Source organism: Methylobacterium oryzae, from assembly GCF_036441375.1.
Lineage (GTDB): Bacteria > Pseudomonadota > Alphaproteobacteria > Rhizobiales > Beijerinckiaceae > Methylobacterium > Methylobacterium oryzae_A.
Map to the genome: position 1 here is coordinate 1069692 of NZ_MLCA01000001.1, position 21814 is coordinate 1091505.

Sequence of the window (21814 nt, forward strand, 5' to 3'; positions counted from 1 at the left end):
GATCGGGCGCGGCTTCCGCGCGACGGGCGGGGGCGCCCGGTGTAGAGGCTCGCGGCATGCACGCGCTCGGTCGCCTGATCCTCGGGGCCTTCGGCCTCCTCCTCGCCGTTCCGGCGGGCTTCGCGGTCCTCGTCCTGGCCCTGCTCGTTGATCCGGCCGCGCAGGGCTGGCTGACCGGCGGGGCGCTCGCGGGTCTGGACATGGCCCTGTCGGACCTCTCGGCCGGGCTGGCGCCGGAGGGGCTCGCCCTGTTCCTCGCCGGCCTCGCCAAGGCGCTGTTCGTGCTGCTGTTCGTACCCCCGGCCGTGATCGGCCTGGGCGGTGAGATCCTCGGGCGCCGCGGCCTGCTGTGGTACGGCGCCGGCTGCGGGCTGCTCACCGCCGCCCTCCCCTGGCTGACGCGCGGCGCGCTCCGGTCCGGCGGCGCCCGCGACGCCGCGCTCCTCGCGGGCGAGGCGCGCCTGACGCTGATCCTGTTCGCGGTCGGTGCCAGCGCCGGCCTGGTCTACTGGCTGGTCGCCGGGCGCGGCGCGGGGCTCGTCCGAGAGGGGCATCGCCCCGAGGGCGCCTGACGCCGCCCCGCACGTCGCCCTTGGCCGCGGACATGCGGGCGCGCTACAGGGGAGCCGCCACGACACGGTTCCCGATGCTCGCCCTCCGCTCTCTCGCCTTCAACGTCTGCTTCTACGCCGTCACGACGGTCCTGGCCCTCGTCGGCCTGCCCATGCTGGTCTCCGGCCGCTCGGTGCTGCGGCTCGCCCGCGCCTGGGGTCGGATTACCCTGTGGCTCCTGCGGGTGGTCGCGGGGACGCGGGTCGAGTTCCGCGGGCTCGAGAACATCCCGCCGGGGCCCCTGCTGGTGGCGGCCAAGCACCAGTCGGCCCTGGAGACCCTGGCCCTCTGCACGGTGCTGCCGAACTTCGCCTACATCCTGAAGAAGGAGCTGCTGCTCATCCCGCTGATCGGCTGGTACCTGTCGCGCAGCGGCATGGTGGCGATCGACCGGTCGAAGGGCAGCCGGGCCATGAGCCTGATGAACGCCGCCGCCGGCGCGGCGATCCGGGACGGGCGCCAGCTCATCATCTTCCCCGAGGGGACTCGTCGCCCGGTCGGCGCGCCCCCCGCCTACAAGCAGGGGCTCTCGCATCTCTACACCGCCCTGAACGTGCCCTGCCTGCCGGTGGCGCTGAACACCGGCCTGTTCTGGTCGCGCAACAGCCTCGTGCGCCGGCCGGGCCGGGCGGTGATCGAGTTCCTGCCGCCCATCCCGCCGGGCCTGCCCCGCCAGGAGTTCCAGGCGCTGGCCCAGGAGCGGCTCGAGACGGCCTCGAACGCCCTCGTTGAGGGCGGCTTCCAGGACCTCGCGGCCGAGGGGCACGCCGTGCCGGCCGACGAGGCGCCGGCCGCCGCAGACGCCCGTCGCTGAGCCGTTCGCGGGCGCGGTTTTCCGCGTCGGACCGGCGCCCGGCGGCTTGTGGATAACGGGCATCGTCGCCACATCTCGCTATAGGAACGTCGCCCTTGACGCCTGTGGATATCGCGCGTTAGGTTGGAACAAATGGCGAACAGAAGAGCCCTGTCCTGGTCGGCCGCGCTCCGCGACCTGAAGGACGATCGCACTCGGAGGCAGGACGTGCGTGAAGAACGCCTCAAGACAACCGCCGGTCTGCGCGGCTCCCCCGCGCTTCCGCTCTCGGCGTGGCGCGGCCGCTCCGGCCGGCGCTACGTGGTCGGAGTCCATCCGGCCGGGGGCTTCGACCTCGACGAGATGGCGCAGGCCGTGGTGATCGCCGTGCGCCGGGACAATGCCGGCATCGCCGAGATGGTCTCGGTGGCGAGTTCCAGCGAGAGTCCGCGCGACCATCTGCGGCGCACCTGGCTCGACCGCGTCCGTCGCCGGGGCGCCACCGAGATGCACGTGCATCGCCTCGCCGAGAACGAGGCCGAGCGGGTGGCGATCGTCGAGGATCTGCAGCTCGACACCGTCGAGCCGGCGCAGGTCTGACCGGAAACGCGGCGCACGCGGACCGATCGTGTCCGCGGCGGTCGACCCGGGGCGGCGCTGCCCCAGTTTCGCCCCTTGCGTGGCCTCAAGGCGGGGCCGCGATGTCTCTGCGGAGACGAGCTCGGGGAACGGAACGCATGGTGCAGGATCGGACACGGCCGGAGAGCGCCGCCCAGACAGCCCCGCCACAGCGCGCGCGGCGGTCCCGGCTCGGGCTGTTCCTGCCCTACATCCTGCTCGCCCTCGTGGTCGCCGGCTGGTCGGCGGGCTGGCTGTGGATGCGCGAGCGCGCGGTCGGCGAGATCGACGGCTGGATCGCCCGCGAGGCTTCGGCCGGGCGGACCTGGACCTGCGCGGACCGATCCCTCGGCGGCTACCCGTTCCGCCTCGAGCTGCGCTGCAGCGCCGTGACCCTGGAGCGGGCCGACGGCCGCTTCCGGCTCGGCCCGAGCACCGCGGTGGCGCAGATCTACCAGCCCCGCCTCGTCGTGTTCGAGAGCGCGGGCCCGTTCCATGTCGAGCAGGGCCCGCTGTCCGGCGACGCGTCCTGGAGCGCGCTCCAGGGCAGCTTCCACGGCGCGGCGGGGGGCTTCACCCGCGCCTCGCTGGTCGTCGACAATCCCGACATCACCGTGAAGGGCGCCGAGCCCGGCCCGATCGCGGTCTCGGGCCGGCACCTCGAGCTGCACGCCCGGCCCAGCCCCGGCCGGTTCGAGTCCGACGGCGCCGTGGATGTCAGCCTGCGCCTGAACCAGGCGGCGGTGCCGCAGCTCGACGGCCTCACCGGCACGCAGGATCCGGCCGATCTGGCCCTGGACGCGACCCTGACCCAGGCCACCGTACTGCGCACCGGGACGGTGGCGCGCGAGCTGGAGCGCTGGCGCCAAGCCGGCGGCACCCTGGACCTGAACGGCCTGTCGCTGGCCAAAGGCCCGCAGCGCGTTCAGGCGAAGGGCACGCTCGCCCTCGACGCCGCCCACCGCCCCGCGGGCCAAGTCGATCTGCGGGCGGCCGGCGTCGACGCGCTGGTCGGCAGCATCGTCGGTCAGCGCTTCGGCTCGGACAGGGGCGCCCTGGTGGGTCAGCTGGTCGGCGGGCTCCTGGGCTTGGCCCAGCGCCCGAACCCGGACGCGCCGGCGGACGGGGCTCCGCTGAAGGCGCTCCCGCCCCTGCGGCTCGTCGACGGGAAGGTGGTCTTCAGCGGCTTCCCGATCCCCAACGTGTACGTGCCGGCGCTGTACTAGGCCTCCGCCGGCGGGACGCGCCCAGGCCGCATCCGGACCGGCGCAGGACAACCCTCGGACCCGCTGCGCGGGCCTGCTCGGCGTCGCAGGATCGGCTATAGAGGGGCCATGGCCTCATCCGCGTCCCCAACCCGCGTCAAGATCTGCGGGCTCAGCACCGAAGCGACCCTGACCGCCGCACTGGAGGCCGGGGCGGACTGGATCGGCCTCGTGCACTTCCCGCGCAGTCCGCGGCACGTGTCGCTCGCGCGGGCCGCCACCCTGTCGGCCCTCGCCCGCGGGCGGGCCGAGCGGGTCATCCTGCTCGTCGATCCCGACGACGCTCTGCTCGCCGCGGCGGTCGAGGCGGCGGAGCCGGATCTCATACAGCTCCACGGGAGCGAGAGCCCGGAGCGCGTGGCGGCGGTCCGCGCCCGGACCGGGCGGCCGGTGATGAAGGCGATCGGCGTCGCGACGGCGGCGGATCTCGCGGCGATGCCCGCCTACGCGGCGGTCGCCGACCGCATCCTGCTGGACGCCAAGGCACCGGCGGATGCGGCCCTGCCGGGCGGCAACGGCCGGCGCTTCGACTGGGAGATCCTGCGCGGCGCCGCTCTCCCGCCCGGCACCATGCTGTCGGGCGGCCTCGATTCCGGAAACGTCGCCGACGCCCTCGCCCGAACGGGGATCGGCGCCGTCGACGTCTCGTCGGGCGTCGAGACGGCGCCGGGGCTGAAGGATCCGGCGAAGATCGCGGCTTTCGTGGCCGCCGCGCGCGGCGCGCGCTGAGGCCGAGACCTCAGCGTGGCGCCGGGAGGGCGGCCCGGCCCGTATTCGGAACCGTGTAGGCGCCCGATGTCTCGCTCTCCGGCGCGTAGGCCCGCAGCCGGCTCGCTTCGCGCTCGTGCCGGACGGCCTCGCGGCGATGGTAGCGCGCCCGCGCGCGGGTCTTGCCCTGGCCGAGCCACGTGAAGATGCCGCCCACCACGATGCCCAGCGCCACCGCACCGAACAGGATCGCGTAGAGCGGAAGATCGACGCTGAAGACCGGCGCGTCCGCGTTGAACGGATCGAAGGAGAGCCGCACCGGCGCGCGGTTGGCCACCGCCAGGAGGATCACCACGGCGGCGATCGGCAGCAGCACGAGGCTCTTCAGGAAACGGATCATCGCGCTCACAGGTCCTTCCTACTCGGCGGCCGAGGCATTCTCGCCGATCCCGGCGGCGTTGAGGCGCTGGCGCATCTCCTTGCCGGTCTTGAACACGGGGATCGCCTTCTCGGACACGGCAACGGCGGCACCCGTGCGCGGGTTGCGTCCCCGGCGCGCCTCGCGGCGCTTCACCGAGAAGGCGCCGAAGCCGCGCAGCTCGACCCGGTCGCCGCGGGCCAGCGCGTCGGAAATGGTGTCGAGGATCGCGTTGACCAGGATCTCCACGTCGCGCTGGTAGAGATGCGGGTTCTGCTCGGCGATCTTGAGGACGAGCTCCGACTTGATCATGGCGTGGGGTCTTCTCGCGGGATCGGGGCGGGCTGCGCGGCGATGCTCGTTCAGGGTTCCGGACGCCAGAGGGCGAGCATCCCGCCCCGGGCGGCCTGGGCCTCGGCGCCGACGGACCGGAGCCGCGCCGCGAGGCCGTCCAGACCCATGAGATCGGCGCCGATCCCGGCCGCCGACCACAGGGAGAACCGGCTCTCCGAGGCGGGCTTCCAATCCTTGATCGGCAGGTTCGCCTGGACGCCGCGGGCGCTCTCCAGCCACGCCACCGCCTGCCGCTCGCCGCCGAGTTCGTCCACGAGCTTCAGCGGCACGCTCTGGCGCCCGCTGAACACCCGGCCGTCCGACACGGTGCCGAGCTGGGCTGGATCCATGCCGCGCCGCTCCGCGACGAGGCCCTTGAACCACGCGTAGGTGTCGCCGACCACGGAGGCCAGCGCGGCGCGCGCCTCGGGCGAGGTCGGGGTGAAGCCCGAGGGCTCGGCCTTGAGCGGCGACGACTTCACCGACTCGACCTTGACGCCGACCTTGTCCAGCAGGCCCGAGAAGTCGGGGTACTGGAACAGCACGCCGATCGAGCCGACCAGGCTGGTCTCGCGCGCGACGATGTGATCGGCCGCGATGGCGGTGATGTAGGCGCCGGACGCGGCGGTGCCGTCCACGAAGGCCACGATCGGCTTCTTGGCGGCGAGCGCCCGGAGGTTGCGGAAGATCTCCTCCGAGCCCGTGGTCGTGCCGCCGGGCGAGTTGATCGAGACGATCACGCCCTTCACGGCGGCCGAATCGCCGACCCGCTTCATCAGCTTGGCGGTGGCCTCGCTCCCCGCGATGAAGCCCGAGACGGAGATGCGGGCGATCTGCGGCTGCACCGCGAAGGCGCCGTCCGCGCCCGTCCGCACACGGTACCCGAGGGCCCCGACCGCCACGATGAGGCCGCCGACGCCGAGCACGCGCCAGAGGGACAACCTGCGACGCAGGCGCCGCCGGTCAATCAGCAGTTCGGCATCGGCTGCCATGCTGTCGCTTCCCCTAAAGCACCCCGACCGGCCCCTCGACGGGGTGCGGGAGCCATACCCCCGCGCCGGGCAAGTCCTTGGTTTCCTTCGGCTCGCTCGGCCCGAGCCGTGCGAGGCCGGTGTTCTAGAGCATTTTCCGCGGGCGTGGATACGGGGCGCGCGAAGAAAATGACGGGGCGGCCCGTCCCTGTCGCGTCGGACGGCGCGACCCGGCCCGCGGCCCGCCCTCGGCAACCTTGGATTGCCGGCGCGAAAAGAAAAACCCGCGCCGGACCGGGGTCCCGCGCGGGTCTCAACGAAGCGGATCCGCCGCCCGGACAGGCCGGGCGGCAGAGGCCGTTCCTCACTCGTCGTCGGAGCGCTTCTTGTTGAAGGCGGCGCCGAGGATGTCGCCGAGCGAGGCGCCCGAATCGGCGGAGCCGAACTGGGCCATGGCCTCCTTCTCCTCGGCGACCTCGAGGGCCTTGATCGAGACCTGCACGCGGCGGGCCTTCCGGTCGAACTGGACGACGCGGGCGTCGAACTTCTCGCCGGTGGCGAAGCGCTCGGGGCGCTGGTCGCCGCGGTCGCGGGCGAGCTCGGCGCGACGGATGAAGGTCTGCATGTCGGTGTCGACGATCTTCACCTCGACGCCGGCATCCTTCACCTCGACCACCTCACAGGTGACGATCTGACCCTTCTTGATCTCGCCGGCCTCGGCGAAGGGGTCACCGCCGAGCTGCTTCACGCCCAGCGAGATCCGCTCCTTCTCGACGTCGACGTCGAGAACCTGGGCGCGGACCATGTCGCCCTTCTTGAACTCCTCGATGACCTGCTCGCCGGGACGGTTCCAGTCGAGATCCGACAGGTGAACCATGCCGTCGACGTCGCCCTCGAGGCCGATGAACAGGCCGAACTCGGTCTTGTTCTTGACCTCGCCCTCGACCTCGGAGCCGACCGGGTGCTTCTCGGCGAAGGCTTCCCAGGGGTTCTGCAGGGTCTGCTTGAGGCCCAGCGAGATGCGGCGCTTGACCGGATCGACCTCCAGGATCTGAACCTCGACCTCCTGGGAGGTGGAGACGATCTTGCCCGGATGAACGTTCTTCTTGGTCCAGCTCATCTCGGAGACGTGGATCAGGCCCTCGATCCCCGGCTCCAGCTCCACGAAGGCGCCGTAATCGGTGATGTTGGTCACGCGGCCCTTGAGCTTGGCGCCCTCCGGGTAGCGGGCGGCGATGCCCTCCCACGGATCGGCGAGCAGCTGCTTGATGCCGAGCGAGATGCGATGCGTCTCGTGGTTGATCTTGATGATCTTGACCTTGACCGTCTGGCCGATGGTCACGACCTCGGACGGGTGGTTCACGCGGCGCCACGCCATGTCTGTGACGTGCAGCAGGCCGTCGATGCCGCCGAGGTCGACGAAGGCGCCGTACTCGGTGATGTTCTTGACGACGCCGTCGATGACCTGACCTTCCTCAAGGTTGGCCACCAGCTCCGAGCGCTGCTCGGCGCGGCTCTCCTCGAGCACGGTCCGGCGCGACACGACGATGTTGCCGCGGCGGCGATCCATCTTGAGGATCTGGAACGGCTGCGGGGTGCCCAGCAGCGGGGTGACGTCGCGGACCGGGCGGATGTCGACCTGCGAGCGCGGCAGGAACGCCACGGCGCCGTCGAGGTCGACGGTGTAGCCACCCTTGACCTGGTTGAAGATCGTGCCGGTGACGCGGTCGTTGTTCTCGAACGACTTCTCGAGCTTGACCCAGCTCTCCTCGCGGCGCGCCTTGTCGCGCGAGATGACGGCCTCGCCGAGCGCGTTCTCGATCCGGTCGACGTAGACCTCGACCTCGTCGCCGACCTTCAGCTCGCCCTCGCGGCCGGGGCCGGTGAATTCCTTGAGCGCGACACGGCCTTCCGTCTTGGCGCCGATGTCGATGACGGCCACGTCCTTCTCGATCGCGACGACGCGACCCTTGACGACGGAGCCTTCGGTGATCTCGTGTTCGAGGAAGCTCTCCTCGAGGAGGGCTGCGAAATCCTCGCGGCTCGGGCCACGCCCCAGAGCGGTACCTGCGGTCATTCTGTCTCCTGAACGGCCTCCGGCGGAGGCCCGTTGCGTCGGCGGCTCGCGTTGCAGGCGCCCCCGTTCGCCGCGGCCTCCCCGGAGTCTTTCGGGAAAGGCGACCGGTCCCGCGGGATCCGGTTTGCCGACGCGTCGATACGGATGACGAGGGCGGTCCAGCCGGCGGCCCGGCGGGCGCGCCAGATGACGAGCGCGCGAGGGCGGATCCGGGAGGACGCGCGTGCCTTACAACATCGGCCTTGCGACTTCAACCAATTAGGGTTTTAGGCACGGCGAACGGTCGGCGCCGTTCGGGGCGCTCTTGCCGCCGGCCTCGGATCCGGCAAATTTGTCCGCTGGCGGACACTTGCGGTCGCGCTTCCGCCGGTCGACACGGGTAATCCCCGTTCGGCGGAGGTTCGGACCGATCCGGCGATCCGGAGCGTTTTGGGGGGAGAAGCGTGCCGCGTCCTGATCTCGACTCTCGGATTGCCCGTCCTCGGCGCGGCGGGGCAGCGCGTTCATCCCGATCCGGGACCTGAGTCTCCGATGCCGAGCGGGTACAACACCCCGATGGAGATGCTGGCGCGCAAGCTCGACAGCATCGCGCGTCTGACGGATCCGGACCGGGAGGCGCTCCTCGATCTGCCGCACACGGTCCGGAATCTGCCGGCCCGCCACGACATCGTCCGGTTCGGCGACCGGCCGAGTCATAGCTGCCTCGTCCTGCAGGGCTGGGTCTACCGCTACGCCGCCCTCTCCGAGGGCGGGCGGCAGATCCTGTCGTTCTACATCGCTGGCGACCTGCCGGACCTGCAGAGCCTCCACCTGCACCGGATGGATCACAACCTCGCCACCCTGACATCCTGCGTGGTAGCGCTCATCGCGCACGAGGACCTGCGTCAGGTCCTCCTGAGCAACCCGGGGCTCGCCGCAACCCTCTGGCGCGACAGCCTCATCGACTCGGCCCATTACCGCGAGCGGATCACCAGCCTCGGGCGGCGGCAGGCGCTCGGTCGCGTGGCCCACCTGTTCTGCGAGCTGTATCTCCGACAGAAGGCGGTCGGGCTCGCGCGCGGCCTGAGCTGTCCTCTGGCGCCCAAGCAATCCGAGCTGGCCGACGCCCTCGGCCTGACAAGTGTCCACCTGAACAGGGTCCTGCGGACCCTGCGCGGCCGGGGGCTGGTCACGCTCAGCGGCGGCATCCTGACCATCGAGGACTGGGGGGCCCTGACCGAGGTCGCGGAGTTCGATCCCACGTTCCTGCACCTGGCGAACAACCAGGCGCCCGCGCCCGAGCCCGCCGAGGCCGTCTAGCGGGCGGCCGAGTCAGGCAGCCCGGGCCAGCACGTCCGGTGCCGCGGGGACGTCATCGGTGTGGACATCGAAGCGGACCAGATGGGCGGCGCCGAAGCTCGTCGTCAGGGCGCAGTCGGTGGCGTCGCGCCCGCGGGCCATGACGATGCGGCCGATGCGGGGCCGGTTGTGCCGGGCGTCGAACGTGTACCAGCGCGGGCCCTCGGGCCCGTCGAGGAAGACCTCGAACCACGCCGAGAAGTCCATCGGCGCCGGATCCTTCGGCACGCCGATATCGCCCAGGTAGCCGGTGGCGTAGCGCGCCGGGATGTTCATGCACCGGCACAGGGTGATCGCCAGATGCGCGAAGTCCCGGCAGACCCCGACGCGCTGGTTGTAGCCGTCGAAGGCGGTGCGGGTGGCGTCGGCCTGCTGGTAGTCGAAGCGCAGACGCGAGTGGGCGAAGTCGACAATCGCCTGAACGCGCGCCCATCCCTCCGGCGTGCCGCCGAACTGCGACCACGCGATCTGCGAGAGCTTGTCGATGTCGCAGTAGCGGGACCCGAGCAGGTACACCATCACGTCGTCGGGCAGATCCTGCACGGCGATCTGGCGGGCCCCGGGGGCCTGATCGTCCGGGCGCCCGCTGTCGGCGATAGTGAAATCGACCGCCATGGTGATCCGGCCGCCCGGCGCGACGATGCGCGTGCAGACGTTGCCGAAGCCATCGACGTGCCGCGTCGCCGCGACCGGCGGTTCGAAGGTGATCACCTCCGGCGTCAGGAGGTCGCCCGCGCGCTCCGGGCGCACGTTGAGCAGCAGGTTCATCGGCGTCGAACCGAACGTGTCGAAGGCGATCGAGAAGCCGGCGCGGATATGCATCGTCGGAGACCGTGAGGAAGGTCGCTGTCCGGTCGGGCCGGCAGGCGGGTCGTTACAGTACAGGGCCCTACAAGCCGCGAGCCGAGGCCGGGTTCCGTCGACGAGGTCAGTTCAAGGCGATGTGAACTGTGCGAATATCTGCCAGAGCCAGCGGTCGCGCCGCAGCCATGCGGCAGGCCGAGGTCGGGGCTGCGGTCGAGCGGGGCCGTCCGGCGCCGCGCCATGTTGCAACGCACACGGCGCCCTCTTATCCGTGGCCGCTCGAATCCAGGGTCGGTCGGCTCCAGCCGGCACGGCCTGCTGCCAGACGATCGACGCCCATGACGCCCGACAAGCTTTCCCTGCCGAAGGACAAGATCCGCGTCCTGCTGCTCGAGGGCATCAACGACAGTGCCGTGGCGCTGATGCGGGCGGCCGGCTACCACAACCTGACCCGGCTGCCGAAGGCGCTGGACCGCGAGGCCCTGCACGAGGCGCTCCAGGGCGTGCACATGGTGGGCATCCGCTCGCGCACGCAGCTCGACGCGGCCGCCTTCGAGGCGGCGGACCGGCTCCTGGCGGTCGGCTGCTTCTCGGTCGGGACGAACCAGGTCGATCTGGAGGCGGCGCGCCACCGGGGGATCCCGGTCTTCAACGCGCCCTTCTCGAACACCCGCTCGGTGGCCGAGCTGACGATCGGCGAGATCGTGATGCTGCTGCGGCGCATCGTGCCGCGCTCAGTCGGGGCCCATGCGGGCCACTGGGACAAGTCGGCGGTGGGCTCGCTGGAGGTGCGCGGCAAGACGCTCGGCATCGTCGGCTACGGCAATATCGGCACGCAGCTCTCGACGCTGGCCGAAGCCATGGGCATGCGGGTGCTGTTCTACGACCACACCGACAAGCTGCGCCACGGCAACACCGAGCCGGTCGAGACGCTGCACGAGCTGCTGGCCCAGAGCGACGTCGTCTCGCTGCACGTGCCGGAGACCGACGCCACCGCCAACATGATCGGCGCGGCCGAGATCCGGGCGATGAAGCCCGGCGCCTTCCTGATCAACAACGCTCGGGGCACCGTGGTCGATCTCGGGGCGCTGGCGGCGGCTCTGCGCGACGGCCACCTCAAGGGCGCCGCCGTCGACGTCTTCCCGGTGGAACCCGGCTCGAACGCCGAGCCCTTCGTGAGCCCGCTCCAAGGTCTCGAGAACGTGATCCTCACCCCGCATATCGGCGGGTCCACCGAGGAGGCGCAGGAGCGCATCGGGTCCGAGGTGGCGCGCAAGCTCGTGGACTATTCCGATATCGGCTCGACGGTCGGCGCCGTGAACTTCCCGCAGGTGCAGCTCCCGGCCCGTCCAACCGGGACGCGATTCATCCACGTCCAGCGCAACCTGCCCGGCATGCTCGGGCGCCTCAACGACGTGTTCTCCCGCGGCCACGTCAACATCGCCGCGCAGTTCTACCAGACCGACGGCGAGGTCGGTTACGTCGTACTGGAGACCGACGCCACCGACGCGGATGCCGAGGCCCTGCTCACCGAGATCCGCGCGATCCCGGGCACGATCCGCGCCCGCCTCCTCTACGAGCGCCGCTGACGCCGCGCGTCGCGCGGGAAATTGCGCGGCGCGCGTGAACGCGGCGCATCTTGCCGCGTTCGTCTTGCGCGGCCAAGCTGGCCGCTGTTCAAGTCATGGACGGCATTATCGACGGCCTCGACCGATCGAGCGCCCGGCCGGCGGAGGAATTGCGGTGACGAAGCGTGTAGCGTGCGCATGGGCCGGCCTCGTGCTCGGCCTCGCCGGGTCGGTCTCGGTCGTCTCCGGCGCGTCGGCAGATTGCCTGCGCCGGGTCTACAACCGGTCGAACCTCGTCCTGGTCGCCCGCCAGGACGGCGGGCCCGCCGCCACGCTGCTGCCCGGCCAGTCGCTTCCGGTGCGGCTGGCGCGGCCGGGCCGAATCGATATCGCGGCCTATTGCGGGGTGCCGGCCGCGGGCGGGACGCCGGTCACCCAGCGGACCTTCGATTACGAGGCGGTCCTCGACCGCTGCTTCGTCCGGTTCGGCGGAGATCTGTTCGTGCCGCAGCTCGGGCGCGGCTTCATCGGCCTGCAGGAGACGGCCCCGTTTACGGTGAACAACCCGCGCCAGGGCGACATCATCCTCGGGCCCGCGGCCGGGGTGTCCTGCCCGCTGCCGGCGGCGGCTCCCGTGCTGAGCCGCCGGGGCTGAGCGTCAGAGATAGTGTCGGAAGACGACGCCAGCATCGTCGGAGGCGCCCGCTTGCGGAGGCGACACCGGCCCGATGAACGGGCTCGCCAGGCGCAGGGCGACGAGTCCGAGGGCTGCCAGCGCCGGGGCGATCAGGCGGAACGGGCGAGCGAGCATGGGCGCCTCCGTCGCGCCGCCGATCCCGCCTGCGTCGTGCGGGCAGACCGGGTGCGCATGTGAAGCATCGCACCTTACGGCCGAGCTGAACGTGCCGAAGCGCACATGGGTAACGTTAAGGTCGTCCCCGGCCTGCCGGATCGCGGCCTCGGCCGGGGACGACGTGACGGTCGGGCGATTGCGTCCACGGCGTCGCTGGCATGTGCACCGATGCCCTCCTATGCTGCCCCTGTCGGGGGCTGCCTGGGGTCGCGCTGCACGGGCCGCGATGGCGGTTCCCGGGTAGAACCGACTGCGTGAACGAGGACGCGCGTATGCTGACCCAGACAGGCAACTCGATTCTCCGAGGCGATCTCGGCGTCGAGGAGACCACCGAGTCCGACAACATCGTCCGCTGGGACGGCGAGCGGCTCTACGTGGAGCAGGACGTCTACCACAACGGGCAATTGGTTCATCGCAAGTACCGTCGCACCGTCACCGAGCCTGTCGCCCGCGCGCTCTGGGCGATCATCAACCGCGCGAAGCAGTGAGCTGCCGGGCGGGTGCGCCGCTGACGCGCCTGCCCGTTCCGACGCGCCGCGCTCCCGGCCGCGTCGGAGAAGACGGTCGCGGCCGGGAAGCGATGCCCTGGGATGGGGCGTCCGGCGGGGTGCCCCGTCCCGGATTCCGGCCCCCTTCCCCGACACCTTCTGCTCTCGACGAAGCCGGAGCGGCGCGCCCGTGTCGGGCTCGACCGTGATCGGTGAACCCCCGTCACGCCTGAGTTCTGCCTCCAGGCGCGATCAGACTGTCGCCCGGACCGTGCCGGCGCGATTGCTCCTCCACCGCTGGTCGACCATCGCGCTGCCGCTGACGCTCGTCGGGGTCGCTTCGCTGCTCTGGGGGTTAAGGTCTCGCAGGCCCACGCGGCGATCATGAGGCCCGCCAAGTGATCGGGAAAATGGGCATCGTCCTGCTCGGCTGGGGCGTGGTGCTGGAGGAGCGCCCCGGCGTGAGTCATCTTCTCGGCGGCGTGAAGAGCGGGGATCCGGCTTGCCAAGCGACGGTCGACGCGCTCTGCTACAGGGGCGGCCTCGCCCTGCAGGGCCTCGCACTCGTCGCCGAGATCCTCGCGCGCTGTTTCGAGGTCCCGGACCACATCATCGACATCGGTCGGATCGCGTGGGTGGTCCTGTCCGGTGGGGCCGCCTTCCGCGCCTTCGGCCACGCGGCGCTCGGTCGGTCTCGCGACGGTCCGTGACGAGGGCGTCGGCGCGCTCCTATGCGGGGCGCGCCCGCACTGAGACCCCCGTCCGCGCGCGGGCGTTTCCAGTTTCGCCCGAGATGGTGCGTCTAGGCGGCGACCGCCGCCGTCGGCTCGACGAGGGTGAGGTGGGCCGGTCGCAGCACCTCGAGGCGGTCATGGGCGTTGTCGAAGGCGGCCCGGATCGTCGCGCCCGCGTCCTCGACGGCGACCAGCACCGCCAGCTTCTGGGCGCTGGCCCGGTCCGCGAGGCTGCGCGCCGCCGTGACGAGCGACTGCTCCAGGGTGAGGAATTCCGTCTCGGCATCCTTCCCCGCCTCGCGCGCGACCGATGCGAGGCGCTCGAGCGCGGCTTCCAGGGCGTGGCGCAGGACAAGCGTCCGCACGCGCTCCTGCAGGAGCGCCCTCTCGTCGATCTTCATCGGAATCGGTCCGGGTTCGGGAACGCGGCCAAGCTCTCATACTTCGGGGTCGTGTGCAGCCACCTTTTTGCAACAGCGCAATACTGTCTCGCGACCTGAGCCCTCCGCGCGTTCACCGTTTCGGCGGCAGCCTCGTGCAAAGTTGTTCTACAATCATGTGCCGAGCAACTGTGCAAGTTGAGAGGCGAATGCGCTGACTCGACAACTTCATAGGCCAGAATCGCGCGTTCCAAGGCGCGCTTCGCCGTCCGAATACCTCCGATTCGACAGTGGCGATGCTGTCGGCCGTGCGGCCAGGCCGACGCCACTCCGGCGGGCCGGAGGCGCCCAGCTGTTGCACTGCGGGTCAGTACGGCGTGCCGCGCCGGCGGCGGTCCCGCAGGGCCTCGGCGTGCCATTCCAGCTCGTCCAGGAAGCGCGCGGCCGCCGAGGTGAGCCAGGGCTCGGCGGGAACCCCCTCCGCGTCGACGGCCTTCTGGAGCCGCGGGATCGGTAGCAGCGAGGGGATGCTGGACATGCCCATCTCGGCCAGCATGGCCCGCAGCGGCATCGCGGCCCGGACGCCGCCGAACTGGCCTGCCGAGTAGCAGCAGATGGCCGAGGGCCGCCAGAAATACTCCTCGAGGAAGTGATCGAGGGTGTTGGACAGAGCCGGCGGGACGCCGTGATTGTACTCGGCCGTGACGATCAGGAAGGCGTCGGCGCGGCGGAAGAGGACGGCGCAGCGCTGCAGGGGCTCCGGCGCCGTGCCGGCCGGGTATTCCTTGAACATCCGGTCGAGGAGCGGGAGCGCCAGTTCGGCAGGATCGACCAGCGGGGCGGCGTGGCCGCGCGCTTCGAGCTGCGCGACGAGGAAGCGCGCCGCGCGGATGCCGATGCGGTCGGTCCGAACGCTGCCGAGGATCACGGGGACGGTCAGGGGCATGGCGCTCTCCGGGTTTCCGGATCATGCCAGAGGCCGTCTCGCCACTCCAGACGCAGGTCGGTCCCGCGACCGTCAGGCCTTGGTGCTGCTGGTGAGCGCGGCCGCGATGCCGAGCGGTCCGCCGGCCGCGTAGGCGGTGACCGCCTTCGTCACCTGCTGCAGGAAGGATTGCAGGTCGCTGCCGCTGTCGGTCGCCGTCGCGGGATCGGCGGTCGCCGTCGCGGGATCGGCGGTCGCGGTCGCGGACGTGCTCGCGGATGCTGACGCGGACGCATCCGTGGCGGTGCCGGTCTGGCCTGCCGCCCCGTCCTGCTCGGCCTCCGACGCCGGCCGATGGCCGTGATGGCCGCGATGGTGGTGGACGGAGGTCGCGCCGGCCGCGGCCTGGTCCGGTGCGGTGCCGGTGGTCGACGTGTCGTCGGCGCTGGCCGCGGCTTCCGCGGGCGTCGTGACGCCGTTCTGGAGACCCATCTGGCTGAAGTCGGATTGCAGCTGGAGGAGCGACGCCATCAGATCGTTCGACAGGGCCGGCGTCGACGCTGTCCCGGACGACGAAGCGGTGCCATCCGCGGCCGCCTGCGTGCCGGCCTGCTGGGTTGCCGGTGCGGCGGTGCCGACGTCGAGGCGGGCGGCATTCGCCGCGCGCGCCTGCCGCAGGGCGCTGACGAGATCCCGCTGGAGAGAACTGCCCGAAACCGAATTCACCGACATGGTGCGCCTCCGCGACCGCCTTCGGTATAGGCAGGCACGAGCCGTTCCAGAATTTTCCCAATGATTTCAGCGGCGCGTCCCGGCTCCAGGCCGGCAGGATCGGCCGAGCGGCAGAATCTGCCGATTCTGCCGGCCGACAGGGACCTGATCAGCACGGGACCGGTCGTGCGGGAGCTGCCGAAGACGGCGAGGTGCGCGACCACGTTCAGCAGCACGCTCAGGAGGAACAGGGCACCCAGACACTCCGTCACGGCCTCGGCGCGGGTCCCGGCCTTCCCGGTCGGTCGGGTCCGCGCCTCCGCTGATCGCGCGCGACATCCCGGTCGCTGGCGGCGATCAGGAGGAGTTCGCCCAGGCCCAGCGCCGCGAGCAGGAGCCGGTCGCGCCCCGGCTCGCCGCGCAGCAGGGCGGCCGCACCGACGAAGCCGAGGGCGCCGACCGCGTCGCAGGCGAGATGGGTCCGCATCGACAGGACGGGGATGAGGCCGCCCTCGTAGCGCGTCAGCACGGTGTAGGCCGCGTGCCAGACCGGTCCGATCTGCATGATCCGGCGGGTCGCGGGTCCCCGCCCCGGCCGCCGCGACAGCGCGGCGATCAGGGCGGGGAACGCGTAGTCGGTGACGGCGTGTACGCGGGTCGGGATCATGTCCGGCACGTCCTCTGCGCGAGTCAGGACGTTTTCGGCCCGGTGCGGGCGTCGCCGAGATGGCGGAGGTTCTCGGGCGGGGTTTCGGCCTCCGTCGCCTCCACGGAGGCCACGCTGCCGCCGCTCACCGCGTCGAGGCGCTGCTGACCCGACGCGGTCCGGACGACTTCGGCCTGCCAGCCCGGATCGGACTGGCGCTCGTGCATCAGCTCCGCCGGGCGAGCGAGATCTCGGGCCTCGTCCTGGCCGAGATCCTGGCCGTTCCGGTCGGCCGTGGCGCTGAAAGAGCGCAGGGTCGCGCGGGTGGATGACTTCGGATCGTGCGGGTTCTGGGTCATGGCGGTTCTCCTGGGCTCTCGACGGGATCGGGTCAGATGATCGGCTTGCCGCCGGTCACCGCCACGGTGGCGCCGGACACGTAGCTCGATTCCGGGCCGGCCAGCATGACGTAGACGGGGGCAAGTTCGCAGGGCTGGCCGGGGCGCTTCATCGGCACCTGCGAGCCGAAGGTACGCACCCTCTCCTCCGGCATGGTGGAGGGGATGAGCGGCGTCCAGATCGGTCCCGGGGCCACGCAATTCACCCGGATGTCGCGCTCGGCCAGCATCTGGGCGAGGCCGCCGGTGAAGTTCTGGATCGCACCCTTGGTGGTGGCGTAGGCCAGCAATTGCGGGCTGGGCGAGTCGGCGTTCACCGAGGTGGTGTTGATGATCGAGCTGCCGGCCTTCATGTGCGGGAGGGCAGCCTTCACCAGGTAGAACATGGCGTGGATGTTGGTCGCGAAGGTGACCTCCCACTCCTCGTCGGAGATCTCCTCCGGATCGGCGAAGGTCTTCTGGTGCGCGGCGTTGTTGACGAGCACGTCGACCTGCCCGAACGCGGCCACCGCCTTGTCGACGATGGCGCGGCAATGCTTCGGGTCCTTGATGTCCCCCGGCACCGCCACCGCCGTGCGGCCGGCCGATTCCACGAGGCGACAGGTCTCACGGGCGTCGTCGTGCTCGTCATAGTAGCTGACCAGCACGTCCGCGCCCTCACGGGCGAAGGCGAGCGCCACGGCGCGGCCGATGCCGCTGTCCGCGCCGGTGATGACTGCCTTGCGGCCGGACAGCCGCTCGGAGCCGCGGTAATGCGCCTCGCCGTAATCCGGGCGCGGATCCATGTCGGCGTCGTGGGCGGGCGGGGTGAGCTTGCGCTGCCGGTCGAAAGGCGGCTTCGGGAAGTCGGTCATGTGGCGCTCCTTGCGCGGCGGCGAGGCTGTCGCGATGCGGGTTTCCGGACGCGAGGCGTCGAACGGGGGTGGCGCTGCGACGGCGGCATCGGGCGCGGAGATGCCCGCGGCCGGCCGCCGGATGTCGTGGGGCGTGCGGATCCGAAACCGGCCTGTCCGCGGGAGCCGTTCCCCGTGTCGACAACCCGACCCGGCGGCCATTGTTTCGCGCGGCTTCCCGAACGGCCGCGATGGCCGGCCGTCGTCGCGCAGGCGCTCACAGTATAGAGGCGGATGCCACCGGTTTATCGCGAACGAGAGCGCCGCAAGCGAATGTATAGATTCGCTGTCACGGTGCAGCACGCGCGGCTCAGCTATCAAGCGTTGCCGGATAAGCGTCGTCGGGAACGATGCGGAGCTTGTCGGGTTGGCTCCGCATTGAGCAACACGGGGTACACATGACGACGAAGCCACCGCCCGTTCCGCCGGCCAACCGGTCCGATAAGGGGCCCGGCAGCGCCACTGAAGCGCCGCTCACGCAGGGCCGCGCCGGATCCCAGACCAAGGACCCGGACAAGGTCGGCCAGGCCGGGAACTCCAAGGTGAACACCACCGACCAGGGCTACCAGCAGGACCGCTGACCGCCCGATCCGCGCGGGCACCGCGAGCGGCCGTGCCCGACGAGAGTGTTGATCCGCACCGGAGGATGATCATGGCGAATGCCAGTCGGCACAAGGTCGGCCCAGGCGCCCAGGGCAAGGGAACCGGAACCGGGGCCATGTCGGACCTGCCCGAGGGCGTGCTGCCGGAGAACATGGTTCTCAGCAACCGCGACAAGTCTCGGCACAGCGACGAGCGCGGGTTGGACAGCAAGAACGTCCAGACCGAGCAGTATCAGGACCATGCCGGCAATCGGCAGGTGGACGCCGATCTTGATCAGGACGCGGACGGCAACACGAGCGGCTTGGCGAACCCGAAGTCGGACGAGTCCGGGGCGCAGAGCAGCCTGAAGCGTCAACAGCAATCGTAGGGGTCCGACCGCACGGTCTGGGAGGCGCGGCGCGGTCTGCGTCTCCCGTGAACGCGCCGCATGTGACCCGCAGAAGCCCGCGGCGACGCGGCGCGTCCGATGTTCGACCTGTCAGTCAGGGGCGACCGGGACGGCCGCCATGCGCCGGAGATAAGCGATGTGGCGACTGCAAGTTGTGGCCGTGTCGCTTCTCGTCTCGGCTGCCGATGGCGCTCCGGTGCAGGCTGTGAATCCGACGCCGGGAACCGAGGCGGCGCAGTCCAACGGGCTCCTCGGAATCCCGTCCGTGCTGCTGGTCGGCGTCATCATCGCGTTCGCGGTTCCCTGCGCGCTCCGCGCCCGGCGGCGCCGAGGGGCGACTTTCCCCTGCTCCAGGCTCCGAGCAAGGTTCCAGGCCGCGCGATCGTGGGCCCTCAAGGTGCCGCGCAGCCTCGCTCGAAGTGGAAGACGGCGGGTGCACGCCCACGGCACCCGCAGGGCCTTGAGCCGAGATCAGGCATCCCGGTCGGGTCGACGCGGTCAGCCAATTCCCGCCCGCATGGCGCCGGGCGGAGGCCGAGACTGGGCGACGGTGAGGATGCCCGCGGGCAATCTTCGGCGTCCGACCCATCACAGGACAAAAGGAAGCGGGATTGCCCGAGTCCGGCGCGACGTTGATCCGGGTAGACGCAACGCAGCCAGAGTGGCGATCATGAATCGGACGGTCACAGCGATTGCATCGGCAATCCTTGCCGGCGCCCTTCTCGGGGTGCCGACCGGAGCCCAGGCACAGGCGGGCAGCTTCGCCAATCACGGCTTCGGCAACCACAATTTCGGAGCCGCGGCCGCCGCGGGCAGCGGTGGCTTCAGCCATCACGGCTTCGGAAATCACAGGATCGGGGCTGCCGCAGCGGGAGGCGGCTTCGCGAACCGGGGTCTCGGCGATCACAATTTCGGGTCGGTGGGCGGTGTCGGTGCCGGCTTCGCCAATCAGGGCTTCGGCAACCACAATTTCGGCCGACCGGCCGTCAGCGGCCTGTCCAACCCGGGCTTTGGACACGGACTCGGCGCGCATCGCGGCTACGGCCATCATCGCCATTACGGCGACAATCGGGGCTTCTATGGCCGGCCCTACGGCTACGGCTATGGCCGGCGCGGATACGCGCTCGGCGGGCTCGGCCTGGGACTGGCCGCGCGCGGTCTCTACGGCGTGTACGGTTATCCGGGATACGGCTACGACCCCGGGTATTACGGTGGCTACGGGCCGGTCACTTACGGCTACGCCGACGTCGAGACCGACCGTGTCGCCGACGATGACCGCTACTGCGCGCGTCGTTTCCGATCCTACGACCCGCAGAGTGGTACCTACCTGGGCCGGGACGGGCGGCGCCATCGCTGCCGGTAAGCTCCGGTCGTCCCGAGAACGACCGCATCGGAACGCTGCAGCCCCGCCGCCCTGTGGGGGCGGCGGGGCTGGAGGCGAGCCGGCTCGGTATGCCCGACCGGCCATTCGGCGCGGGGAATCGCCGCGCTAGAACTTTGCCTCGGCCTCGGCCTCGTCGCCGCCGGTGGCCCCGGTTGTGGGCCCTGGCCGATACGCGTCGAGCGTCGCGTAGGCATCCGTGTCGGTGAGCCCGAGCCGTTCCATATCGGCCAGCAGCGCCAGGATGTCGGCGTCGACCGGGTCGCCGCTTTCCTTGCGGGCGATCAGGGTATTGACCAGCTCCAGGTCGTTGATCGACGTCGCGCTGGGTTCGTTCGGGTCTGGGAAGGCCATGGCCGGTCTCTCGCAGGATGGGTCCGGGATCTAGGTCGCCACCCTCTCCCCGGCCACACGCGGAAGCCGACGCGACAGCTGTGCGGCGGCCCTGCCGATGTCAGCCCTGCCGAGAGCATGAGCGCGAAGCTGTCGCTCCGTCACATCGTCGGATGCGACGATGGCGGTGTCTTCAGCTGTGAGGCCTCGTGCTGCCAGGCGGGGTGACGCGCATCCAGTCCGACGTGCTGGCCGACATACAGGGTGGCCAGGAAGCCGAGCAGCAGCAGCAGGCCGAAGGTCACCGCGTCCGGATGCCGGCGCGCGCTGTGGATGCTGAAACAGCCCAGCGTGAAGACGGCCGCGAGGATCAAGGGACCGAGCGTGTCGCGCGACATCGGGATCACCGCCGTGCGTGTCGTCGTTGCTCCCCGCGCCGCCGCGCGGTGCAGGGCCGCAGAACGTAGACGTGCAACCCCGCCCGAATCATCCCGACTTCCGTCACCGACACCGCGCGCCGGATCCGGCAGGGGCTCACCGCACGCTCTGGGACTGTGCCCTGGCCGGTCGCGGCCGAGCCGCGGGACGGCCCTGCCGCCGGCAGACCCGCATGGCGCCAGTCGAACACAGCCCGAAGCGCGTATTGCCGATCACCGGAACGGCAGCGCTGTTTCAAATCCTCAGCACCCGGTGCGGGAGCGAGGAGCGAAGCCTCAGCGCGATCAAGATGTTGGAAAGTGTATGGCTCCCCGAGCAGGACTCGAACCTGCGACAAGGCGATTAACAGTCGCCTGCTCTACCAACTGAGCTATCGGGGATCACGAGGGGGTCTCTACACACCGGGATCGCGGGACGCAAGGGCCTCGAGGCACGATCCGCCCTCAATCCGTCGCTCGGCGCCCTGCGGCACGGCGCAGGAGGCGCCTCCGGACGGTCGGAAGACCCCGGGTGTTGCTGATCGGCAACAGACCGTCGGCCGCGCTCGTCGGTCTCGCCCAGCTTCCCGGTGCTCGCCCGGCCGAAGTCATCCGTCTGTCGTGGCACGCTCCTAAGGGGGCCGGCCCGCCGGAGAGCCGGTGTGATGATCCTGCGACCATGCTGACCCATCGCTGCCTCGACCCACAGGACCCCTATGCCGAGCGCGAAGTGCGCGTCGCTTTCGAGTGGGCCGCCGACCGGCCCCGCCTGATCGCGGCCCTGGACGAGCACGAGGCCGACATCCTGCCAGACCTCGTCGAGGTGCAGTGCGACGATCTCCGCCGCGAGATCGTCGCTGCCCGCCTGGTTTCGGATGCGAGCATCCCGGCCCGTGCCGCGATCCGGTTGCCGTGATCGCCACCCGGAAGCCCCGGTCCGGCCAGGGCGCGCCGCTCCACCGGTGCGCAGGCGAATCCAGTCTCGCGGCTGTCCGCCAGCCTGGCGATGGCGGGCGCGAGACTGCACTGGCTTTCCCGCGCTGGCCGAGATCTGAAAAAGCGCGACCTATTCTTCGCGTAAAATCGCCGATAAGAACCGTGTTTTGCTGGCAATGAGTCCCGAACTGCAAAGTAAAAAAAGGAATAGGTTTTGCCGGCTA

28 protein-coding genes and 1 tRNA gene are annotated in these 21814 nt (G+C 70.8%); 14 read left to right on the forward strand and 15 right to left on the reverse strand.

Annotated elements, in window-relative coordinates:
• Positions 1 to 56 precede the first annotated feature (56 nt).
• From MOTC310_RS05090 to MOTC310_RS05110, 5 genes are all read left to right on the forward strand, one after another.
• Positions 57 to 572 (forward strand): hypothetical protein, encoded by a 516-nt coding sequence (locus tag MOTC310_RS05090; RefSeq protein ID WP_331301004.1) that lies wholly within the window; start codon positions 57 to 59, stop codon positions 570 to 572.
• A gap of 74 nt (positions 573 to 646) precedes the next feature.
• Entirely contained in the window at positions 647 to 1426 is a 780-nt protein-coding gene (locus MOTC310_RS05095) for a lysophospholipid acyltransferase family protein (RefSeq protein WP_331301005.1), read from the forward strand.
• A gap of 132 nt (positions 1427 to 1558) precedes the next feature.
• Positions 1559 to 2005, forward strand: a complete 447-nt coding sequence (locus tag MOTC310_RS05100) for a hypothetical protein (RefSeq protein WP_331301006.1) — start codon at positions 1559 to 1561, stop codon at positions 2003 to 2005.
• A gap of 137 nt (positions 2006 to 2142) precedes the next feature.
• The gene (locus tag MOTC310_RS05105) at positions 2143 to 3249 is read left to right on the forward strand and encodes a DUF2125 domain-containing protein (protein ID WP_331301007.1); all 1107 of its coding nucleotides are present in this window, start codon (positions 2143 to 2145) and stop codon (positions 3247 to 3249) included.
• A gap of 108 nt (positions 3250 to 3357) precedes the next feature.
• Entirely contained in the window at positions 3358 to 4017 is a 660-nt protein-coding gene (locus MOTC310_RS05110; RefSeq protein ID WP_331301008.1) for a phosphoribosylanthranilate isomerase, read from the forward strand.
• A gap of 10 nt (positions 4018 to 4027) precedes the next feature.
• Here the strand turns inward: MOTC310_RS05110 and MOTC310_RS05115 are convergent, their stop codons facing one another.
• The 4 genes from MOTC310_RS05115 to rpsA form a co-directional block, all read right to left on the reverse strand.
• Positions 4028 to 4396, reverse strand: a complete 369-nt coding sequence (locus tag MOTC310_RS05115; protein ID WP_331290906.1) for a LapA family protein — start codon at positions 4394 to 4396, stop codon at positions 4028 to 4030.
• 18 nt (positions 4397 to 4414) lie between these two features.
• The gene (locus MOTC310_RS05120) at positions 4415 to 4726 is read right to left on the reverse strand and encodes an integration host factor subunit beta (protein WP_012319412.1); all 312 of its coding nucleotides are present in this window, start codon (positions 4724 to 4726) and stop codon (positions 4415 to 4417) included.
• Positions 4727 to 4776: 50 nt separating this feature from the next.
• Positions 4777 to 5739, reverse strand: a complete 963-nt coding sequence (sppA, locus tag MOTC310_RS05125; RefSeq protein ID WP_331290392.1) for a signal peptide peptidase SppA — start codon at positions 5737 to 5739, stop codon at positions 4777 to 4779.
• Between the two features lie 343 nt (positions 5740 to 6082).
• Entirely contained in the window at positions 6083 to 7795 is a 1713-nt protein-coding gene (gene rpsA, locus MOTC310_RS05130) for a 30S ribosomal protein S1 (RefSeq protein ID WP_010683172.1), read from the reverse strand.
• 531 nt (positions 7796 to 8326) lie between these two features.
• Between rpsA and MOTC310_RS05135 the strand changes: the two genes are divergently transcribed.
• Positions 8327 to 9094, forward strand: coding sequence for a Crp/Fnr family transcriptional regulator (locus MOTC310_RS05135; protein WP_331301009.1), 768 nt, complete (start codon positions 8327 to 8329; stop codon positions 9092 to 9094).
• 12 nt (positions 9095 to 9106) lie between these two features.
• Here the strand turns inward: MOTC310_RS05135 and MOTC310_RS05140 are convergent, their stop codons facing one another.
• On the reverse strand, positions 9107 to 9955 hold the full coding sequence (locus MOTC310_RS05140) for a transglutaminase-like domain-containing protein (protein WP_331301010.1): 849 nt from the start codon (positions 9953 to 9955) through the stop codon (positions 9107 to 9109).
• Positions 9956 to 10275: 320 nt separating this feature from the next.
• Here MOTC310_RS05140 and serA point away from each other — a divergent pair, with 320 nt between their 5' ends.
• Positions 10276 to 11526, forward strand: a complete 1251-nt coding sequence (serA, locus tag MOTC310_RS05145) for a phosphoglycerate dehydrogenase (protein WP_331290395.1) — start codon at positions 10276 to 10278, stop codon at positions 11524 to 11526.
• Between the two features lie 154 nt (positions 11527 to 11680).
• Complete coding sequence (locus MOTC310_RS05150) at positions 11681 to 12160, forward strand: hypothetical protein (protein WP_331301011.1); 480 nt, start codon at positions 11681 to 11683, stop codon at positions 12158 to 12160.
• A gap of 3 nt (positions 12161 to 12163) precedes the next feature.
• Here the strand turns inward: MOTC310_RS05150 and MOTC310_RS05155 are convergent, their stop codons facing one another.
• Positions 12164 to 12316: a hypothetical protein gene (locus tag MOTC310_RS05155; RefSeq protein ID WP_331290397.1), complete on the reverse strand. Its 153-nt coding sequence runs from the start codon at positions 12314 to 12316 to the stop codon at positions 12164 to 12166.
• Between the two features lie 314 nt (positions 12317 to 12630).
• On the opposite strand from MOTC310_RS05155, the gene MOTC310_RS05160 reads away from it, so the two are divergent.
• Entirely contained in the window at positions 12631 to 12846 is a 216-nt protein-coding gene (locus MOTC310_RS05160; RefSeq protein WP_012319420.1) for a hypothetical protein, read from the forward strand.
• Between the two features lie 410 nt (positions 12847 to 13256).
• A complete protein-coding gene (locus tag MOTC310_RS05165; protein ID WP_331301012.1) occupies positions 13257 to 13556 on the forward strand; it encodes a hypothetical protein in 300 nt (99 codons plus the stop codon).
• Positions 13557 to 13648: 92 nt separating this feature from the next.
• Here the strand turns inward: MOTC310_RS05165 and MOTC310_RS05170 are convergent, their stop codons facing one another.
• From MOTC310_RS05170 to MOTC310_RS05195, 6 genes are all read right to left on the reverse strand, one after another.
• Positions 13649 to 13981: a hypothetical protein gene (locus MOTC310_RS05170; protein ID WP_331290399.1), complete on the reverse strand. Its 333-nt coding sequence runs from the start codon at positions 13979 to 13981 to the stop codon at positions 13649 to 13651.
• A 346-nt stretch (positions 13982 to 14327) separates the two neighbouring features.
• Positions 14328 to 14906 (reverse strand): NADPH-dependent FMN reductase, encoded by a 579-nt coding sequence (locus tag MOTC310_RS05175; RefSeq protein ID WP_331301013.1) that lies wholly within the window; start codon positions 14904 to 14906, stop codon positions 14328 to 14330.
• Between the two features lie 72 nt (positions 14907 to 14978).
• Entirely contained in the window at positions 14979 to 15617 is a 639-nt protein-coding gene (locus MOTC310_RS05180) for a cell wall anchor protein (protein ID WP_331301014.1), read from the reverse strand.
• 247 nt (positions 15618 to 15864) lie between these two features.
• Positions 15865 to 16263, reverse strand: coding sequence for a hypothetical protein (locus MOTC310_RS05185; RefSeq protein ID WP_331290402.1), 399 nt, complete (start codon positions 16261 to 16263; stop codon positions 15865 to 15867).
• Positions 16264 to 16286: 23 nt separating this feature from the next.
• A complete protein-coding gene (locus tag MOTC310_RS05190) occupies positions 16287 to 16601 on the reverse strand; it encodes a hypothetical protein (protein ID WP_331301015.1) in 315 nt (104 codons plus the stop codon).
• Positions 16602 to 16633: 32 nt separating this feature from the next.
• Positions 16634 to 17494, reverse strand: a complete 861-nt coding sequence (locus MOTC310_RS05195; RefSeq protein ID WP_331301016.1) for an SDR family oxidoreductase — start codon at positions 17492 to 17494, stop codon at positions 16634 to 16636.
• Positions 17495 to 17931: 437 nt separating this feature from the next.
• Here MOTC310_RS05195 and MOTC310_RS05200 point away from each other — a divergent pair, with 437 nt between their 5' ends.
• The 3 genes from MOTC310_RS05200 (at position 17932) to MOTC310_RS05210 (ending at position 19887) form a co-directional block, all read left to right on the forward strand.
• Positions 17932 to 18114, forward strand: a complete 183-nt coding sequence (locus MOTC310_RS05200) for a hypothetical protein (protein WP_331301017.1) — start codon at positions 17932 to 17934, stop codon at positions 18112 to 18114.
• 71 nt (positions 18115 to 18185) lie between these two features.
• Complete coding sequence (locus MOTC310_RS05205) at positions 18186 to 18503, forward strand: hypothetical protein (protein ID WP_331301018.1); 318 nt, start codon at positions 18186 to 18188, stop codon at positions 18501 to 18503.
• A gap of 691 nt (positions 18504 to 19194) precedes the next feature.
• Entirely contained in the window at positions 19195 to 19887 is a 693-nt protein-coding gene (locus tag MOTC310_RS05210; RefSeq protein ID WP_331301019.1) for a BA14K family protein, read from the forward strand.
• A 126-nt stretch (positions 19888 to 20013) separates the two neighbouring features.
• On the opposite strand, the gene MOTC310_RS05215 is transcribed toward MOTC310_RS05210, so the two are convergent.
• The 3 genes from MOTC310_RS05215 to MOTC310_RS05225 form a co-directional block, all read right to left on the reverse strand.
• The gene (locus MOTC310_RS05215) at positions 20014 to 20259 is read right to left on the reverse strand and encodes a hypothetical protein (RefSeq protein WP_331301020.1); all 246 of its coding nucleotides are present in this window, start codon (positions 20257 to 20259) and stop codon (positions 20014 to 20016) included.
• Between the two features lie 140 nt (positions 20260 to 20399).
• Positions 20400 to 20636 (reverse strand): hypothetical protein, encoded by a 237-nt coding sequence (locus tag MOTC310_RS05220; RefSeq protein ID WP_331301021.1) that lies wholly within the window; start codon positions 20634 to 20636, stop codon positions 20400 to 20402.
• A 344-nt stretch (positions 20637 to 20980) separates the two neighbouring features.
• Positions 20981 to 21056, reverse strand: a tRNA-Asn gene (locus MOTC310_RS05225).
• Positions 21057 to 21186: 130 nt separating this feature from the next.
• Between MOTC310_RS05225 and MOTC310_RS05230 the strand changes: the two genes are divergently transcribed.
• The gene (locus tag MOTC310_RS05230; protein ID WP_331301022.1) at positions 21187 to 21570 is read left to right on the forward strand and encodes a hypothetical protein; all 384 of its coding nucleotides are present in this window, start codon (positions 21187 to 21189) and stop codon (positions 21568 to 21570) included.
• Positions 21571 to 21814 lie beyond the last annotated feature (244 nt).